The 17,651-nt window shown below is 59.4% G+C and carries 12 protein-coding genes, 1 tRNA gene and 1 pseudogene; 5 read left to right on the forward strand and 9 right to left on the reverse strand.

The window, feature by feature from the left end; genetic code table 11:
* The first annotated feature begins 82 nt into the window (after nt 1-82).
* Nucleotides 83-159 (forward strand) — tRNA-Met (locus tag AC1DE4_RS14140).
* A 123-nt stretch (nt 160-282) separates the two neighbouring features.
* On the opposite strand, the gene AC1DE4_RS14145 is transcribed toward AC1DE4_RS14140, so the two are convergent.
* Together AC1DE4_RS14145 and AC1DE4_RS14150 are read right to left on the reverse strand one after the other, a co-directional pair.
* The gene (locus tag AC1DE4_RS14145; protein ID WP_018856437.1) at nt 283-543 is read right to left on the reverse strand and encodes a DUF4242 domain-containing protein; all 261 of its coding nucleotides are present in this window, start codon (nt 541-543) and stop codon (nt 283-285) included.
* 41 nt (nt 544-584) lie between these two features.
* Entirely contained in the window at nt 585-4,100 is a 3,516-nt protein-coding gene (locus AC1DE4_RS14150) for an AAA family ATPase (RefSeq protein ID WP_192241496.1), read from the reverse strand.
* 321 nt (nt 4,101-4,421) lie between these two features.
* On the opposite strand from AC1DE4_RS14150, the gene AC1DE4_RS14155 reads away from it, so the two are divergent.
* Nucleotides 4,422-5,804, forward strand: a complete 1,383-nt coding sequence (locus AC1DE4_RS14155; protein WP_025658815.1) for an FAD-binding oxidoreductase — start codon at nt 4,422-4,424, stop codon at nt 5,802-5,804.
* Nucleotides 5,805-6,189: 385 nt separating this feature from the next.
* Nucleotides 6,190-7,188 carry a sulfite oxidase gene (locus AC1DE4_RS14160; protein ID WP_348648609.1) on the forward strand — a complete coding sequence of 333 codons (999 nt, stop codon included), beginning with the start codon at nt 6,190-6,192 and terminating at the stop codon, nt 7,186-7,188.
* A gap of 37 nt (nt 7,189-7,225) precedes the next feature.
* Here the strand turns inward: AC1DE4_RS14160 and AC1DE4_RS14165 are convergent.
* Nucleotides 7,226-7,726: pseudogene (locus AC1DE4_RS14165) on the reverse strand (IS30 family transposase); the annotation flags it as partial.
* Between the two features lie 942 nt (nt 7,727-8,668).
* Between AC1DE4_RS14165 and AC1DE4_RS14170 the strand changes: the two are divergent.
* A complete protein-coding gene (locus AC1DE4_RS14170) occupies nt 8,669-9,619 on the forward strand; it encodes a hypothetical protein (protein ID WP_192241494.1) in 951 nt (316 codons plus the stop codon).
* A gap of 56 nt (nt 9,620-9,675) precedes the next feature.
* Here the strand turns inward: AC1DE4_RS14170 and AC1DE4_RS14175 are convergent, their stop codons facing one another.
* The 6 genes from AC1DE4_RS14175 to AC1DE4_RS14200 all read right to left on the reverse strand — a co-directional run bounded on the left by AC1DE4_RS14175 (nt 9,676) and on the right by AC1DE4_RS14200 (nt 16,991).
* Entirely contained in the window at nt 9,676-11,466 is a 1,791-nt protein-coding gene (locus AC1DE4_RS14175) for a hypothetical protein (protein WP_192241493.1), read from the reverse strand.
* A 201-nt stretch (nt 11,467-11,667) separates the two neighbouring features.
* On the reverse strand, nt 11,668-12,807 hold the full coding sequence (locus AC1DE4_RS14180; RefSeq protein ID WP_192241492.1) for an AI-2E family transporter: 1,140 nt from the start codon (nt 12,805-12,807) through the stop codon (nt 11,668-11,670).
* Nucleotides 12,808-12,859: 52 nt separating this feature from the next.
* Nucleotides 12,860-13,696 (reverse strand): polyphosphate kinase 2, encoded by an 837-nt coding sequence (ppk2, locus tag AC1DE4_RS14185; RefSeq protein ID WP_025658822.1) that lies wholly within the window; start codon nt 13,694-13,696, stop codon nt 12,860-12,862.
* A gap of 15 nt (nt 13,697-13,711) precedes the next feature.
* Complete coding sequence (locus tag AC1DE4_RS14190; protein WP_477881811.1) at nt 13,712-15,388, reverse strand: SulP family inorganic anion transporter; 1,677 nt, start codon at nt 15,386-15,388, stop codon at nt 13,712-13,714.
* Nucleotides 15,389-15,492: 104 nt separating this feature from the next.
* Nucleotides 15,493-16,650: an HlyD family secretion protein gene (locus AC1DE4_RS14195; protein WP_018856448.1), complete on the reverse strand. Its 1,158-nt coding sequence runs from the start codon at nt 16,648-16,650 to the stop codon at nt 15,493-15,495.
* Nucleotides 16,650-16,991: a DUF3302 domain-containing protein gene (locus AC1DE4_RS14200; protein WP_018856449.1), complete on the reverse strand. Its 342-nt coding sequence runs from the start codon at nt 16,989-16,991 to the stop codon at nt 16,650-16,652. Before AC1DE4_RS14200 ends, AC1DE4_RS14195 begins: the two co-directional genes overlap by 1 nt.
* 319 nt (nt 16,992-17,310) lie before the next feature.
* On the opposite strand from AC1DE4_RS14200, the gene AC1DE4_RS14205 reads away from it, so the two are divergent.
* The gene (locus tag AC1DE4_RS14205) at nt 17,311-17,625 is read left to right on the forward strand and encodes a hypothetical protein (protein ID WP_026371697.1); all 315 of its coding nucleotides are present in this window, start codon (nt 17,311-17,313) and stop codon (nt 17,623-17,625) included.
* Nucleotides 17,626-17,651 lie beyond the last annotated feature (26 nt).

A 17,651-nucleotide genomic window follows, 5' to 3' on the forward strand; every position in this document is an offset into this window, starting at 1 on the left:
TGCTCGGGCAGTAGCGTAAACTGAGCGTAAACTGCTTCGCAGTTTACGCACCGTGACAAAACCCAAAGGGTTTTGCACTTGGCGCGGGGTGGAGCAGCCCGGTAGCTCGTCAGGCTCATAACCTGAAGGCCGCAGGTTCAAATCCTGCCCCCGCAACCAACAAAACCTGAATATTTGCCAGTCAAGTCGCCTCACAGAAAGCTCCTCCGCATAGGCGGACGGCCTTCACGTGTAAATTCGGTAGCTCAAGCAGGTGCAGCCGGGAGGGGCGGTCGGGCAGGGCTATGCAAACATATTGGGGCCGATCTCCCCGCCAACTTCAATGATCACATCCGCGGGGACATTGTTCCTCCTTGCCGCGGCGCGAATGGCTTCAGGATTTGGCGCTTCGTAAAGGCAGTATGTCTTTTTCCTGTCGGCGCTGAGGAACGAAAAAATCCACTTCACCCCTTCCTCGTCGTTGATCAGGTTGATTTCCTCGACTCCCTCTTTCGACAGTTGGAGTTGTTCGGCAAAGTTTCTTTCGATGATATAGCGTGGCATGATGAGACCCTCTTCTCACCCAAAGCGGCGAACCTCTGATCCTAATGAATGGTCTGCTTCAGTCGCTGTTGCAGCCTGACCATTCCCAGTTCGGCCGCAGTTGACCGGGCATGCTCGGATAAGGACATTGCTCTCTTTATCGCGGCTCTGCTACCTATTTTCATTAGCAAATCGGAATATTCTGCCTGCGTGTGCGCGAGCCACGGTCGCGAGCCGATCGCCGAGTTCATCTCGAGAGCATGCTCATAGTGCTTTGACGCCCGATCGAATTCACCCAGCGCGGCGGACAACATACCCAGATAGCGGCTTGCGGCACCGAAGCAGACAGTCGCCATACCTATCGTGACGGTCATCTCCTTGTAGTCGAGCATAAGCTTATAGAGTGTCCTGGCCGCTTCCATGTCCCCCAGGCCGGCGGCGACTTCCGTTAGAAACGAGAGGGATGCGCTTCGTTTTCCGTCAAGCGGCAGGGTGAAGCGTGTGCTGAAAAGCTCTTCCAATCTCCGCTGGGCGGCTTCCCGATAACCCAGGTCAAAGGCGACCAACGCGAAGCCCGGTAGCCAGGTGATTTCGTCCGGGTTTTCCTCGATCAACAATTTCATGACCGGTGCGACCTCCGAGAGACGGCTCTGCTCCCGGCGGATCGCGAACATTTGCATGCCGTAGACACCTTCGGGTGCCACGCCAAGGGTGTGCTTGCCCAGCTTCAGCGCTTCTTCGGCAAGCTTCTCGGCGGCGGTGAACCTCCCATCGAGGATGGCCATCATCGCTCTTGCGATCCGAGCGTAGAACTGGACGTTGAGATGCTGGCGCTTGGTGCCGAGTTCCTCCAGGGCGTCGACCGCCCGATCGGCCCGTGCGCGCTCGCCCAGTTCAGTCGAGACGTAGGTGTCAATCGAAAGCGCCCTGGTTAGCACATCGTCATCGTCGATCTCGCCCGCGAGGCGTCGTATTTCGTCAATGCGGGCCATCCGGTTGTTTTTCTCCGTGGCGGTTTTAACCGGTGAGGCTGTCAGGAGCGGGAGAACGGAGAGCTCCACAAGAGAAGTCTTGTCGCCAACCTCCCGGGCAAGTTCTATTCCAACGCTATGGCATTTTGCGGCCTTCTCGCTGTCACTGAGGTAGGCGTAAGCCCGCGCAAGGTGGCTAAGAATCTGGCACCGCGACTTCTTGTCCGCTGGTTCAACCATCGCCATGGCCTCCTCGAGAAGCGGCAGGGTTTCGGCAAGCGAGTTCGAGGAGAGAAATTGGGAGCCGTCGAGGCCGATCACTGCGCGAACGAAGCCCTGAATGTCTGCCGCTTTGCGTGCCAATGGGGCGGCCAGCCTGTATTTCGCCAGCGAATCCGTCATGCGGCCGGCAGCGTACAGGGCGTCGCCTAGTTTCAGGACTGCTGCGAGAAGGTCTGTTTGGTGGCCGGGCTCGTTGGGCAACTGTTCCGCGATCGACAGTGCGTTCTGGAAATGGTCGACCGCCTCGTAGTTGGCGGATCGTGCAAGGGCTCGTTCTCCAGCTTTCATCCAGTATGGAAGCGCGAGTTCGACCCGTTGCGCTTTCTCGTAGTGTTGGGCGATGAGTTCGGGCTGCGTGGCAGCGACATCGGCATACTGGTCGACGAGAACCTTGGCGATTTCCTCGTGGAAATGTCGCCGCCGCCGGTTGAGGAGCGATTGGTAGGCGGCATCCTGAATGAGCGCATGACGGAAAACGAGGGTATCATTCAAGACACCGCCTCCGACGACGATCTGGCTGGAAACAAGCTGGTGCAGTGCTTTCTCGAGGATCCTATCATCGAGACCTGCAATCTTCGACAGAAGGCCACGATCGAACTCCCTGCCAATAACGGCAGCAATCTGGGCGACCTCTTTGGCTGTTGCCGCTAGATGATCGAGACGAGCCATCAAAGAACCCTGCAGGCTGTCCGGGATCTCTACGTTGAGCGACGGTGACGTTCCGCTCTCGATGATCGTGCGGGTCAACTCCTCTATGAACAACGGCACGCCGTCCGCTCGCTCTAAGATCATTTCGGCAAGCTGTTCGGAAATGTCGCAGTCCATCGATCCGATGAGCTCGCGCATCTGTTGCCTAGTCAGACGTCCAATGGAGAGTGTTGTCGACTGCGCCAATCCACTGGCCCAGTCCGCGCTCCATTCCGGTCTATGGGTGACGACGACGAGGGCGGCCGTGCCGTGAAGCCGGCCGACGAGTTCTTCTAGCAATTCGATGGTGGACGGATCCATCCAGTGTGCGTCTTCTACGACCATGAGCACCGGTGCGATTCTGGTCGCAAGAAGCAATCGGTTCGCGAGAGTGCGGACGAGAAGTTCCTTACGCTGGTGGGCGGAGAGATTTAGCGGCTTGAACTCGTCACCGCCATCGAGCGAAAGCAGCTCCGCATAGATCGCACCAACTTCCGAGGGCCTTTCGCCGTAGCGGCTGACAAGTGTGCGAAACTTCTCGACTCGCGTGTTTCGGTCGTCTGCCGGCGTAAACATCGCGACCCGGCTCAGTCGCTCGACGATCGGGTAAAAGGCCGATGTGGCGTGATAGGGCGAGCACTGCAATCGGATGAGTTCATGCTCTGTCTCGCGCAGATGTTCTTCGAAGGCTTCGACAAGACGGGATTTTCCGATGCCCGCCTCCCCCGACAAAAAGACCATCTGTCCTTGGCCGGCCTTCGCCAGCTCCCACCGTTCGAGCAGTAGCCCGATCTCGCTGGCACGTCCGACAAATTTCGAGAGCTTTCTGGAATGCGCGGCTTCGAAACGGCTGTCCACCTCTCGCTCGCCGCGGACTTCGAACAGCGCAGTGGGCGAGGTGAAGCCTCTCAGCGTCCGCTCGCCGAGGCTGGCGATTTCGAACGACCGCCCGGCGAGGCGGCGGGTGCTGTTCGAGACCACGATCTGCCCTGGGGCGGCCGCCCCCTGCAGACGTGCCGCCAAGTTTGGGGTGTCGCCGGCGATCGATCCACGCTCCTTCGCGCTGCCATCGGTGTCGCCAACGACCACGTGCCCGGATGCGATGCCGATCCGAGCCTTCAGTCCCCGCTGGTTGGGCGACTGCAGCGCATCGACGGCGGTTATCGCCTCGAGACCGGCCCGGATCGCGCGCTCGGCGTGGTCCTCATAAGCCATGGGCCACCCAAAATAGGCAAGCACGCCATCTCCGAGATACTTGGCGACATAGCCTCCGAACCGCGTGACTGCGCCCGCGACGCTATCCTGATAACGGCGGATCAGCTCGTGCATGTCTTCCGGGTCGAGTTGCTCCGACAACGCAGTCGATCCTACGAGGTCGCAGAAGAGCACGCTGAGCAGCCGTCGGTCAGCCGCAGCGTCCGTCGCGACGGGAGCGGGCTGCTGTTCGTCCGGAGGTTGCTGCGCAAGTCCGTTTATCGCGGCTAGAATAATCTTCCGGTGACCAAGCGAGACGCCGAGTTCACGGAGGTCGGATTCCGCGACATGAGGGAGCGCTCGCAGATCGACGTCATTCTCGATGAAGGCCGCGGCGTACTTGCCGAGACCGAGTTGGGCTAGCCAATCCTCAATCGTCTGCATCGACTTTCAATCCGCTCAACCGTTCCCGAAAAATACCACGAACGTCGGCATCCTGCCACGCAGTGCCGGGAGCCGCTCGCGTTGAACAGGCCGAGCAATCGATGGCGAATTTGCGAACGCAGCCCTCGCAGATCATGCGGCATTTCAGCGCCAACACTAAGGACGATTATAGACTATCCGCATCTTGCAGCGCATTCTTCGAAGTCGCAATCGACCGCTGTGGGGAGCGAATTCAGTCGTCAGCGCATCATCCTTCAAACGCCCCTCGTCAGTATTCGATTCGACGTCATGAGCTCGGAGGCTCGGCTTCAGGAGGGTGTTATGATCAGCGAAAATATCGGGAAGTTCACACAGATTCTTCGCGGTGCTCTTATCGGGCGCGACCATGCCGACTACGAGGACGCCCGCAGGCTCTACAACGCCATGATCGACAAGCGGCCGCTCTTGATCGCAAAGTGTACGGATGCTGCGGACGTGATTGCCTCCGTGAACTTCGGCCGCGACAACGAACTTCCGATCGCCGTCCGGGGCGGCGGCCACAACGGGGCTGGGTTTGCCAGCGTTGACGACGGCATCGTCATCGACCTGTCGCCGATGCGGGGTGTGCGCGTCGATCCCGTCAAGCGGACAGTTCGTGTAGGGGCCGGGTGTACGACCGGCGAGGTCGATCATGCCACCCACGCCTTTGGGCTTGCCATCCCCTTCGGTGTCGTCTCAACCACAGGTGTGGCGGGCCTGACGCTGAACGGCGGCCACGGATACCTCACCCGCCAATATGGGCTTGCCATCGACAATCTGATCGAGGCCGACGTCGTGCTCGCGGACGGCACGCTCGTCACCGCCAGCAAGGCCGAGCGCCCGGATCTGTTCTGGGGGCTGCGCGGCGGCGGTGGCAACTTTGGTGTGGTCACCAGTTTTCTGTTCGAGGCGCACCCTGCGGACAGCGTTTATGCCGGTCCGATCTTCTGGGAGTTGAAGGATGCTGCGACGGTGATGCGCTGGTACCGCGAGTTTTTGGCGACTGCGCCGGACGAGTTCTACGTCTTCCTTGGGCTGCAGACGGTTCCCTCCGCCGATCCGTTCCCGGTGGAGCATCGTGGCAAGAAGATCTGCGTGCTTCTCGTTTCCTACAATGGAGCGGTCGCCGACGGGGAGAAGGCAGTTAACGCCGTCCGCAGGGCGCTCCCGCAGCCGATTGTCGATTTTGCCGGTCCGATCCCGTACCCGACACTTCAAGGCATGTTCGACGGACTCTTTCCGAAGGGCCTTCAATGGTACTGGAAGGGTGATTTTGTGAAGACGCTTCCGGACGCGGCGATCGAAGCACACATCGAGCAGGTGGCCAAGGCACCCAGCGAACCCTCGTGCATGCACCTCTACCCGATCGATGCCGCCGTCCATCGCAAGGCAAGAGATGAAACGGCGTGGAATTGCCGGGATGCCACATGGTCGATGGTTATTGCCGGCGTTGACGCCGATCCGCGCCAGGCGGCGACGCTGAAAAAATGGGCGACCGACTACTGGCAGGCGGTCCACCCGTTCAACCTCGACGGCGCTTACCCGAACTTCATGATGGACGACGAAGGCGATGTGCGCCTGAAGGCCACGTATGGCGACAATTACGAGGGTCTTGTCCACCTGAAAAAGAAGTACGACGGGAGCAACCTGTTTCGGATGAACCACAATATTCGCCCTGCCGCCTGACGCCGAGAGGGGCGTCACTGAAAGGCGCTTCCTCGATCCTGGCGGCCACTGCGATGGTGGCTGCCAATGTACACCTTTGGCGTAATGGCGTCACCCGCCGAGGCCGCTTGCGGCCCTTTGCTGCCGTTCGAGATCGATCCGAGGAACGTGCGGTATGTGCTAGAATGCGGCCCGAAAGCGGAATGCGACAGACGCACGGCGAGGGGCGGTGTGATCGAACCGGAATTCGCGCGACCGAGCCGACGTTGTGCTCTTGGAAGGAGAGACGAGGACGATGCCGACACCACAGCAACCCAGTCTAATAGTTCGACAGAAATCCCCACAGAACATCGAGTTTCCGTTTGCGTCGCTCTCCGATTGGCGGATCCCAACGGAGCTGTTCTTCGTGCGAAACCATTTTCCGTCACCGGACCTCAATGCGCGAGACTGGAGATTGCGCGTTGACGGGGCGGTGGAGCGGCCGATCGAACTTGACCTCGACAGCATCAAGGCGATGCAGAGCACGACTTTCACCGCCGTCGTCGAGTGCGCAGGGAATGGGCGCGTCTACTATGTGCCGGCGAAGGAGGGGTTGCAGTGGCAGAACGGGGCCGTCGGCAACGCCGCGTGGACGGGTGTTCTTCTGCGCGAGATTTTGGAAATGGCGGGCGTTAGGCGAACCGCACGTGAGGTTCTGCTCGTAGGCGCCGACAGCGGCGTCGTCGACGCGAACAAGAAAACGGCTTCTCCAGGCCCCATCGCTTTTGCCCGCAGTTTACCGCTGGAGAAGGCCGTCGCTGACAGCACGATCCTTGCCTATTCGATGAACGACGAACCGTTGACGCGCGATCACGGCTACCCGCTACGCGCGGTGGTGGGTGGCTGGTTCGGCATGGCTTGGGTCAAGTGGATCACGCATATCACGGTTGTGGAGCAACCGTTCCTTGGCTACTGGCAGGCGCGCGACTATTTCCGTTGGGAGCGCAGCCTTGGGGAACCTAGGCTGGTCCCCCTTACGGAGATGGAGGTCAAAGCGCAGATCGCGCGTCCCGTACAGGGGGCGCATCTCATCCTCGGCCAACCGTGCCGGATTTTCGGAGCCGCCTGGAGCGGAGAGGCTGGTATCCGGCAGGTGCAGGTCTGCACCGGAGATGGCAGGGGCTGGCGCGAGGGAAGGCTTCTCGAAACAGAATGTCCCTTCGCATGGCGCTTGTGGGAGTACAAGTGGACCCCTGAAAAAGTGGGGCGATATATATTGCGATGTCGCGCGATCGATGGGGCGGGGTGCGTGCAGCCCGACCTCCCGCGTTCCGACTGCGAGAGCTACGCGGCCAATTGGATTATTCCGGTGGATGTTACGGTCGTTCCCGAGCCACAGACGTACGCGGAGGAATTCGTGATCTAATCACCCGCGTGGGGGATGGCGGCTTATGGCAGTGGGTTCAATTGATCGCCGCAACACATTCTGCAAATTTTTGCGCGGGCGTCTGATAAAGCAAGGTCTTTCTTGGACGTTCGTTGAGCTGCCTGGCGATAGCATTGAGCTGGGCTTGGCTATGTACGGACAGGTCAGTGGCGCGCGGTAGGTATTGGCGCAGCAATCGATTGGTGTTCTCATTTGAACCGCGCTGCCAGGGTGATCTGGGATCGCAGAAGTAAATCTCAACGTCAGCGGCTATTGCCAGTCGTTGATGGTCAGCCAACTCCTTGCCCCGATCCCAGGTCAATGATTTGTAGAGTTCGCCCGGCAGTTTCTGTGACTGCTTTATCAGCGCAGAAACTACGCTTTCGGTATCCTTATTGGCGACCTTGATCAGCATGACGTAGCGCGAGTGACGCTCGACCAGCGTCGCGATGTAACTGTTCTTCGACCCACCGATAAGATCGCCCTCCCAGTGACCGGGGACTGCACGGTCGTCAGCGGACGCAGGCCTCTCGCTTAGAACCTCAATCTCGACGACCGGCTGGCTACGAATACAGTCGAGTTGTTGGTCGGCACCGCGTGCGCCTCCTCCGCAGTGCTGGTCGGAGGCGAATGGCTGGTATGCTTTGACAACTCACATCTTGAAGAGCCTTTCAAAGCCCCGATTCTGACCGCATCCGAATACGAGCCGGACTGGCCCCCGAAGCCGCGTGATCGCCTTAGACTCGGATCGGGCACCGGGGAACGTGGCACATTCGGCCCGGCAACGCTTTGGAATTCCAAGGCAATCGGGAACTATTATCCGAGCGACTTTGCCGATGGTTCCATCATCAAGTCGATCGGCGATGCGTTGTTCTGGAACATGTTTCCAGCAAAGGAACCTGAGAAGCATTCGTCTGCCGATTTTGATTGGGAAGTATTTCTCGTCACCCTCGCACCAGGCCGAGTTTCGCGCCAATGAAGACGCTGAGCTATTGAAGCGCTACGGGGTTTCCAACCTGTCGTTTGCTGACCGCATCCTTGGTGGCGAAGTGTCAGACGTGCCGAGCTCAGCCCGCCAGTTGAGGGTTTGACGAGCCGGGGTCTGCGGGAACCCGAAAAGCCCAGACAATAACCGGGCGCGAATCTCCTTGATGACAAGACTTCTGACCAGCCTGGGCTCGAGTGCGGAGCGCAGGGTCTGCTTGTGAAAGTGATCGGCCTTGCCGCTGGTCGCCGCGATTTCAAGTACTCGGGAGTGTGTGGTTGTTCCCGACTTGCTATCGCATCTATGGATTCCATATCATTCCAAAATGAAGCCCCAGAGCATTGGGGATCTACACGACGTTTACCCCGTCGACAGGCAGCTGAGAGTCTTAAGTTCGTCGCGGCACAGTCTGCGAGACAGAGCGACCGGTCGGGTCGCAAGCCCTATACGTCGCCTTGAGCGCTTGTGAGAGCGATATGTTTACGGGAGGGAGCCATGAGTTCGCGGGGCGGACAAGGCGATGATCTGTCACTGGAACCCGAAAGGGTTCGTGATCAGCTTGATCGCATCTTGTCGAGCGCCGAGTTTCAGGTTCCGGAGCGTAGTCGGAGATTTCTTGCATATGTCGTCGATGAAGCACTGGCGGGACGATCAGAGAATCTGAAGGCTTACACCATTGCGCAGGCGGTCTTCGGCCGAGATGCTTCCTTTGATGCCCAAAACGATCCGGTCGTTCGTATCGAAACAGGGCGTATTCGCCGCGCCCTGGAGCGATACTACCTCGTGGTCGGGCAAAGCGATTCCATACACATCGCCATACCCAAGGGTGGATACGTACCGAGTTTCACCGCAAGCCAGTCAGAGATTGCGTCAGGACGTCATTCGCCGGGAAAAGATGTCGACGTGCAGGAGGCGCCGGTGGCGCAACATAAACGTCCGCTTGCCTACCGGGATTTTATCCTGCCGGTTGGTGTCCTGCTTGTCATCGCCGCCATGGGCATGTTGGTGCTGATGCGGCCGCTCCAAGAACTGGTTGCTTCACTGAACCCTTCGTCGGGCACACCTTTGCCTGCGGGAGATGAGATGCGGCCGCAGATCGTCGTGGAGCCTTTGGTCGGCATAGGTCGGGACAATGGCGACGCCGGCATCGCCAAGAGTCTGACGGATGGCGTCATTGTGGAACTGACGAAGGTCAAATCAATCGCTGTCAGGACGCCTGGGCCGAAGGCGCATATCGCGGCGCCAAACCAACCGTCACTCTCCATCCAGGGCAGCGTGGGCACCGAGGATAAGCGGTTGCATGTCCAAATCCGGCTGGTTGATCGAGCCGACGGAACCGTTGTCTGGACAGGCGCCTATGACAGAAACCTTGACGAAGGACGCATTCTTGACGTGCAGGATGAAATCGCCCGGCTGATCGCGAATGCGATATCTCGGAGGCAGTAGGGTCAGCCTCCTTCCATATAGAGAGTGCAGATGCCACAGATGCTGCAGCGTCGAACTTATTTACCGGTGTCCGCGGCGGGTTCGATTGCGACACCTGCGGCTCGTAGACCTTTGAAAAATGCTTCCTGATCTTCCGGGCGCTGCAGACGCAAGGAAACCTCCTTGCGGATGTTCTTCATCAATCCGGATGCATGGGCATTCAGCCATTCCCGTTCCTGCCTGGCGTCAGCCGTTTTCCCGGCCGTGCCAAGAATAGCAAGGAGCACGAGGTGATGCGTGGGATTGTATTCCAGGTCGGACATGCGAGACCACAGTTCCGCGGCCCGGACGTCATTCCTCATCAGGGCACACAATGCCATGCCCACTTCGTAGTATCCCCTCGGGCCCGCATTCTTGTTGACGGCGCTCGAAATCAGCTCGCAGCCTGACTGCCATTTCCCCGACATGGCCAGCCGCAACCCGTATTCCCCCGCGACCTCGGTATCATTGGGGTTCATGGCATAGGCTGCCGCACCCGCCTGAAGGGCTTTGTCGACATCATTTCTGAAAAAGCTCACCTGCATGAGAGCCTCAAGGACACGCGCATCGTTTGGGGCAAGCGAGGCTGCCCGCTCCGCCGCGCTGGCGGCTAATTCCAGCGTCTCGTCCGTTGAGGATGTGCCGAGCTTATAACGAAACCTCATCTCGTCCAGGTAGGTGAGGGACAGAAGCGCCCAGGAGGCAGCGCTTTTCGGAAACAGCTCTGTCGCTCGTTGCAGACAGTCGCGCGCCGTGTTGTGCGTCTGGGCATTCATCGACCTACGGTAGCTATAGTAAGCCAATCTGCAGGCATAGGCGTCCGCATCTCCGCTCTGCGGCTGCCGGGCAAGTGCGTCGGTGTCGGCTTGAAAAACCGCACCATATGGTTCCGCGACAGTGCTGGCGATCTCTTCAGCGGCGCCGGTCAGGATCTCGAGCTTGCTTTGCGCACGAAGGTCCGCGTCGTAATTGTTCGCCCAAATCACTGCACCGTCGGATTGGCGCACGAGCCGGGCGACAAGCCGCAATCTTGGCCCGTCGAGTTGGACATTGCCTTGCAAACCATAAGCATTCGGGCTCGGTTGTTCGGCCTTCGACGCATCCGCGACAACGACGACGTCATCGAACTTTGCTAGCTTGCCGATAATCTCGTCCCTCAGGCCACGCGCGATGTCGGAAGCAGCATTTGCGGAACCCTCATCCTCAAAGGACTCGACAATGACTCTGGGTTCGGCCGCTTCTGTCGGCGAGGCGCCTGAGGGATTTTGGTGCCACCCCGACAATGCCTGTGGAAGGACGATATAAAGCGAAGCTGCCGCGAGCAAAAGGGCGGTGCCGAGCGTCAGCGTGGTCGATAATTGAGGGCGGCGGAAAGATTGGCCGAGGCGGTGAAGCGGCCCGGTGTCACGGTGACGCTCGATCGCTGGCGCGAGATCAAACTGCGGCGCCGCGAGCGACGGTGTCGGAACGTTGTGAGCATATTCGAAGCACGGCCTGTACCCACCCTTGGGGATCGTAATCGTTACCTCGTCCGCTTGGCCGGCGATGAGGTAGTAGCGTTCAAGTGCTCGGCGGACTCGGCCTGCTTCGATCCTGACGACAGGATCGTTCTGGGCGTCGAAATTGACCTGGCGACCAAAGACCTCATTGGCGATTGTGAAGGCCTTCAGGAATTCCGATCGGCCTGCCAAGGCCTCGCTTATGATGAATTGCAGAAACTTGCGGCCCCGCTCCGGCGAATGGAATTCTTCGCTCGCCAGTATCCGTTCAAGTTGGTCGTAGATTTCCTCGGCCGTCGGCTTCGAGGGCTTGGCTATTGCGCTGCTCATGATGACGCCCTAACGAGATCACGCAAATATTTTAGCTGAATATAGTATTAGCTCAGAACTGCCGGTGGCTGCAACCGCTACATACGATACACCTTCAAATGGTTACCCGCCGGTTGAGCGCGGTGCAGTCCGATTTGGGTCACTGGTTTTGGCCTAGAACAGTCCATCAAACCGATCGATAGGTGCAGCGTTGGATAAAATTCAATCCGTGCCGGTGTTCTCTGCCATCGCCGGGGCAGCCGTAGCCCCGGGCAATGTCTCTGATGGCCAAGCCCAGGCGCGCAGCAGTTCGTAAAAGACACTGAGCACGATTGGCCCCAGAAACAGGCCGAGCAGGCCATGCGAGAGAGTTCCGCCGATGACGCCGATGAGGATTACCGGCATCGGAGTTGAAAGCCCTCGGGACATCAAGATCGGCTTCAGCACGTTGTCCACGACCGTGATCGGGATCGCCACGACAGTGAAGGCAAAGGCCATCGATGCAGGCCACGAGAACCATGCCCAGATGATGGCCGGGATAAGAACGAGGCCAGGGCCAAGCTGCATGAGGCAAAGCATGAACACGACAAAAGTCAGGGCTCCGCGCGCCGGAATATCGAAGAAGGCAAAGCACAGGCCGCATAGGAGCGTCTGAAGCAAGGCTACGCCGATGACGCCGCGCGAGACGTTGCGAACCGTTGATCCCGCCAGCCGCGCAAAGCCAACCCCCCTCTCTCCGCCGATGCGGCCCGCCAATACCTGAATCGTTGCTGCAAGGCGGGGGGACATGGTGAGGAAGATGCCGGAGAGAATGACCGAAGCGACGAAGCTCAGCACCCCACCGCCGATTGCTGCAAATTTGGCGATGATGACTCCCATGACCTCGCGGAGAGGCGCCTGGAATTTCATGATTGCTGCCGCGAGATTGCCGGCGACCTGGTTCCAGCCGGCGTAAAGGCGCTCGCCGACCACTGGCCAACCACGTATAGCCTCAGGAGCCGCGGGCAAGGTGAAATTGTCGGACTTCAATTGCGCCACGAGAGCCAGGATTGCATCGGCGAAATTGACCGCGACAAGCGCCAATGGCGCGATTATGAGCACAAGGCACGCTATGACAATAATGGTGGCCGAAAGCTTGGGCCGATTTCCTAGAAGTCTGGACAGACCGGTGAACATCGGAAAGAGCGCTACCGCGAGGATCGCGGACCAGATGACGATCAGCGCGAATGGCGCAATCAGCTGCAGGCTCCAATAGGCGAATAGTCCAATGATGCCGATCCGCACCAAGTCGCTGACCCGTGCCTCTACCGAAATCTGCGCGGGACCGGCTTCTGCCGCGGTCCCGCTCTTTTGTTGCTGCATCGCGTAGCCTATTCCACGGTTTTCCACAGTGCATGCCTGAACGGATCAGGCGTCATCGAGTCGTCTCCGGCACAACATGCCTGACGCTCTGATCCTCGACATAGTTCGATGGCCGCTTCTGTCGTTTGCCAAGATCCGGTGCGTCGAACTTTACCCGCTCGTAGGGGATCGACTGCAGGATATGGGAGATGCAGTTTATCCGGGCGCGCTCCTTGTCGTCGGAAGGCACGAGCCACCACGGCGCGTGGTTGCTGTCCGTCATCCGCAGCATCTCGTCATAGGCTCGCGTGTAGTCCCACCAGCGCTGGTAGGACTCGACGTCCATGGGGCTGAGTTTCCACTGCCGAACCGGATCGTCGATGCGCCGCTTGAAGCGGCGTTCCTGTTCTTCCTCGCTGACGGTCAGGAAATACTTCAGCAGAATAACGCCGCTTTCGACGATGGCCGCCTCGAAGCGGGGCGCAAGTTCCAGGAAGCGCTGAGCCTTCTTCTCGCTGGCGAAGCCCATGACGCGGTCAACGCCGGCGCGGTTGTACCAACTGCGGTCGAAGATCACGACCTCGCCGGCTGCCGGCAAATGCGCAATATAGCGCTGCATGTAGATCTGGGTTTTCTCGCGATCGGTGGGAGCGGGTAAGGCGACGACGCGGAATACACGCGGGCTGACCTTTTCCGTTATCCGCTTAATCATCCCACCCTTGCCGGCGGCGTCACGGCCTTCGAAGATGATGACAATCCGGGCGCCCGACTTCTTTACCCATGCCTGCAGATTCGCCAGTTCGATCTGCAGTCGCTTGATTTCCTTGTCGTAGTCCCAGGACTTGGCTTTCTTATGCTTGCCCTTGCGTTCCGCTGGAACCTCTTGCTTCGGATCGTATGCTTCGTCCATCGTTCCCTCCATTGTTTAACGCGCATTCCCTGCGACATTGCCCATGAGCGCGCGCAGGGCCTCTTCCCGACCATTGAAAAGATTGTGGGCGCCGATCTTCTTGATGAACCCGGCACGCTCCAGGATGCCGCGACTCTCCTCGCTGACGTCGGCAATGGCAAAGACGATGTCCCGCTTGGCCAAGTCATCGGCCACAGCGTCGAGTGCGAGCGCACCTGTGCTATCCACGTGCGTGATGGCACCGGCGTCGAGAACGAAGCACTTGGTTCCGGGAGCAAGCTCTCTGGCAACCTCCGTCAGACGCATGCGGACATAGTCGGCGTTATAGAACAGGATGTTGCCCTGGATGGCGAAGACGGCAGCGCCTTCGACGGGGCGCGCTTCCGGGAAGCGGGCGAGCTCGAAGAAGCCGTGCCGTCCGGCAATGTGACCAAGGAGGCTGTCACGCGGAAACATCGTCTTGCGCAGGAGGTAGACGAAGGTTGCGGCAACGGCAAYGACCACGCCGTTGAGGACGCCGAAGCTGATTGCGCCCCACATGGCGATCAGCGCAAAGACGAATTCCATGCGGCTGATGTGCCAGATCTTCTTGAGTTCCTGAACATCGATGAGGCTGATGGCGGCGCTTGCAAGGATGGCTGCGAGCGCGGGGATCGGCAGGATCCGCAGAGCGCTGTGGAGGAATACAAGAGCGGCGATCAGCGTGGCAGCTGAGACCAGTCCCGCCAGCTGGGAGACGCCGCCCGTGGAGAGGTTTATCGCGGTTCTCGAGTCCGACATGCTGATGGGAAAGGAACCGAACAGGCCGGGCGCGATGTTGGCCGCGCCGAGACCGATCAGTTCCTGGTTCGCATTGACGTTTTCACCAGTGCGCGATCCGAAGCTTCGCGCGGTCACGATGCCGGCGCCGAAGCTCACCAGAAAGATCGCGGCCGAACCAAGCACAAGCTTATCGAGCGGCATCTGATGGATTGCCGGCAGGGAAAAGCTCGGGAAGCCGCTTGGGATATTGCCCACGACAGCCATGCCACGTCCCTGGAAGTCGAAAAGCGCCGAGAGAATGACGGAAATAACAACCACGAGCACAGGACCCGGAACCTTGAGGTGGAACGCCTTGACGATCCAAAGCAGCGCAAACATGGAGAGACCGAAGAGAAGCGACGGCCAGTGGATCAAGGCGGCCTTGCCAAGAATTTCGGCAACCGGCGCAAGGAGACCATCCGACTCAATCTTTACACCAGTGAAGCGGCTGATCTGCCCGACGAGGATGGAAAGCGACACGCCGGCAAAGAAGCCCACCAGGATCGGGCGCGACAGGAAGCTCGCGAGGACGCCGAGGCGCAGCAGTTTTGCGGCGATGCAAAAGACGCCGACGCCAAGGGCGAGCGCCGATGCGATGGCAACCCGGTCAATGTTGGCAGCAGCCGGATCGGCCGCGATGATAACGGTCATCGCAGCCGCAAGCACCGTCATCGTTGYGGCATCGGGGCCGACGACCAAGAGCCGGGAAGGGCCGAAAAGTGCGTAGGCGATCGGCCCAACGATGCTGGCGTAGATGCCGGTCTCTGGAGGCAGGCCAGCAATCGCCGGATAGGCAATGGCGCTCGGCAAACCCACCGCGGCGATCGACAATCCGGCAGGGATATCGCTACGAAGCCAGTCTTTCTTGAAACCGGCCAGGCCCCGCAACATTGGTAGGCTGCCTATCAACTCGGGCTCCCTCTGCTCTCTCGTGGTTGATCTCCAAGCTTGTCCGGCCGCCGCATCCAGGCAACGACCGGAAATTGTTGATGCGTTCAGTGTTCGAGGAAGACGTAGTTCATCCAGCTGCTCATGCGTAGCAGGACCTTTCGGAGGAGAGCGACGTGGTGCCAGTAATGTGTGTAGACCGCGACCTCGGCGACCACACCGCCGGGCAGTTGATACCCGTCGGTGCTCTCCAGTATTTCGATACCCGCCAGTGTCTGCCCCGGCGACAGCCGTTCGGGCGATTGCGGGTCGATCAGCGCGCCGCCTGGCTGCAACTGGCCTTGCGCCATCACATCGATGACTTCCCGGACGCGCGCCTTGAAGATCTTGCCGGGGACGGCCTTGAACGCCACCTCGGCCTCGTCGCCAACCCGCACGCGCTGGAGCGAATTCTGAATGAAGGCGGCAGCGAGGTACCGGTCCTCGCTGTTGATGAAGACCATCACCGGCCGCAAGGGCAGGGGATTCGCCATCATGCCGGGACGTAGGAAAACCTGCGTCACGTATCCGTCGCTCGGTGCGCGCACGGTCGTCTGGTCAAGCTCGTATTGCGCGTTCGCCAACTCTGCCTCCAGCCGCGCGACCGTGGGATTCGTTCCGTTGATCTCGGACTCGTAGGCGAGCCTTGCTTGCGCCGCCTGAGCACGGGCTGTATCGACGGCGGCCTCGGCCGTCAGGTAGATGCCGCGCCGGTTCTCGACTTCGAGTTCGGAGTAGACGGCACCTCTGCCGCTGGATTTTGCGTTTTCATTCGATGCCTGAAACTTTTCGAAGGCCTGCAGCGAGCGGTCCCTAGATGCTTCCGCACCTGTTACGGCCGAATTGGCGGCATCGAGAGCAGCCTTCAACTGCAGGACGGTCTGCTTGGCTTCGGCAAGCGACGCCGTTTTCTGATCGACGGCATATTGATAGGGCCGAGGATCGATCCTGAAGAGAACATCGCCCTTCTTCAACGGAGCATTTGGCGTGACCGGCACCTCTACGACCTGGCCGCCCACGACCGGGATGACCGGAGCCGAGGTAAAATAAATGCGCCCATCGCTGGAATAGGGATGGTTGTAGCTCATGAGCAGCACCAGCCCGGCAATTATGAATATGCCGCCGAGGACAGCCGTCGCAAGCGACCACTGGTTCACTGGAATTCTGAACAACTTGAAGATCGCGAAGCAAAAAGCCGCGTAGGTCAGCATCAGGAGTAATTCCATCAGACCTTCTCCCTCTCTGCCATTGGAGCCTCGAGTTCCGCGATCCGTGCGTGGAGACGGGCAATTTCAGCGTTGGCTTCGGCTTCTGGGGATAGCTTGCCATCCGTCCGGATGCCCCAACCGCGATCCTCGCGGTAAAGGGTGGCCCAGATGAAAAGGAAGGGCCAGATGACGTGCAGCGTGAACAGGCTCACCCATCCGGCAACGTGGATGGCGTCCTGGTGCGGATGGTTCCTGGCCTTGGCGATCAGGTGTGGGATGTCGTGGATCGCGATCACTGCATAGAACAGAGTGACTACGACGAAGAGCAACACTCCCAGTGCAAAATAGTCGAGAAACACCGTTCCTCCTTTTCGGTTTGGTCTGGCCGCCTCTTCGGCTTGGTCTGGCCGCCCGTTCGCTTGCTGTCGACCTGCGGATACTAGACCCACTTTGGCGCAAAGACCCGTAGCATCACGTATCCTCTATTGGTCTGACGAAAGGTGCAGCTGCTGAAGATGATCCTGGATGGTCGCCGTAGCAGATCGATGGAGGATGGCAGGAGCGACAGGCGCATAAGGGAAAACTCCGCCGAACGTAGGATCGCGTAAGTTACGCCGCCATTCCGGGCTGACGCTATATGATGCAACTCTGCTTAACGCATTTGACAGCGGGGCGGGGATGGTTTCGGGAGATAGCAATTCTACACCTTTGTCGGTTCTCGAAAGGGCCGAGGCGCACTTTCCTGGCCAGGCGCAGCTGGTGCAGCGGCTCTTTTACGGGAGCGACGCGTTTCACAGCATGTGCGAGGATCTGGCAATCGCGGTGGAAACCTTGACGCATATCGAGCGCCTTCCCGAAAGCGTGCGCGAAGCGCGGCGGCAAGAATATGCCGCACTGGTTGAAGCCCTTTTGAAGGAAATGGGTGAGGCGCTCGCACAATCGAAAATCGTGATGCTTAGGCGGCCTTCGGACACCAGACCAAAATCTCCGTGAGGCACTTACACAAAATTTGTTTTGAT

It is taken from the genome of Rhizobium sp. 10N414 (assembly GCF_056394785.1).

Bases quoted from the DNA above. Each gene is read 5' to 3' on its own strand.
- AC1DE4_RS14145 (WP_018856437.1), bottom strand. From the start codon at position 543: ATGCCACGCTATATCATCGAAAGAAACTTTGCCGAACAACTCCAACTG.
- AC1DE4_RS14150 (WP_192241496.1), bottom strand. From the start codon at position 4,100: ATGCAGACGATTGAGGATTGGCTAGCCCAACTCGGTCTCGGCAAGTAC.
- AC1DE4_RS14155 (WP_025658815.1), top strand. From the start codon at position 4,422: ATGATCAGCGAAAATATCGGGAAGTTCACACAGATTCTTCGCGGTGCT.
- AC1DE4_RS14170 (WP_192241494.1), top strand. From the start codon at position 8,669: ATGAGTTCGCGGGGCGGACAAGGCGATGATCTGTCACTGGAACCCGAA.
- AC1DE4_RS14175 (WP_192241493.1), bottom strand. From the start codon at position 11,466: ATGAGCAGCGCAATAGCCAAGCCCTCGAAGCCGACGGCCGAGGAAATC.
- AC1DE4_RS14180 (WP_192241492.1), bottom strand. From the start codon at position 12,807: ATGCAGCAACAAAAGAGCGGGACCGCGGCAGAAGCCGGTCCCGCGCAG.
- ppk2 (WP_025658822.1), bottom strand. From the start codon at position 13,696: ATGGACGAAGCATACGATCCGAAGCAAGAGGTTCCAGCGGAACGCAAG.
- AC1DE4_RS14195 (WP_018856448.1), bottom strand. From the start codon at position 16,650: ATGGAATTACTCCTGATGCTGACCTACGCGGCTTTTTGCTTCGCGATC.
- AC1DE4_RS14205 (WP_026371697.1), top strand. From the start codon at position 17,311: ATGGTTTCGGGAGATAGCAATTCTACACCTTTGTCGGTTCTCGAAAGG.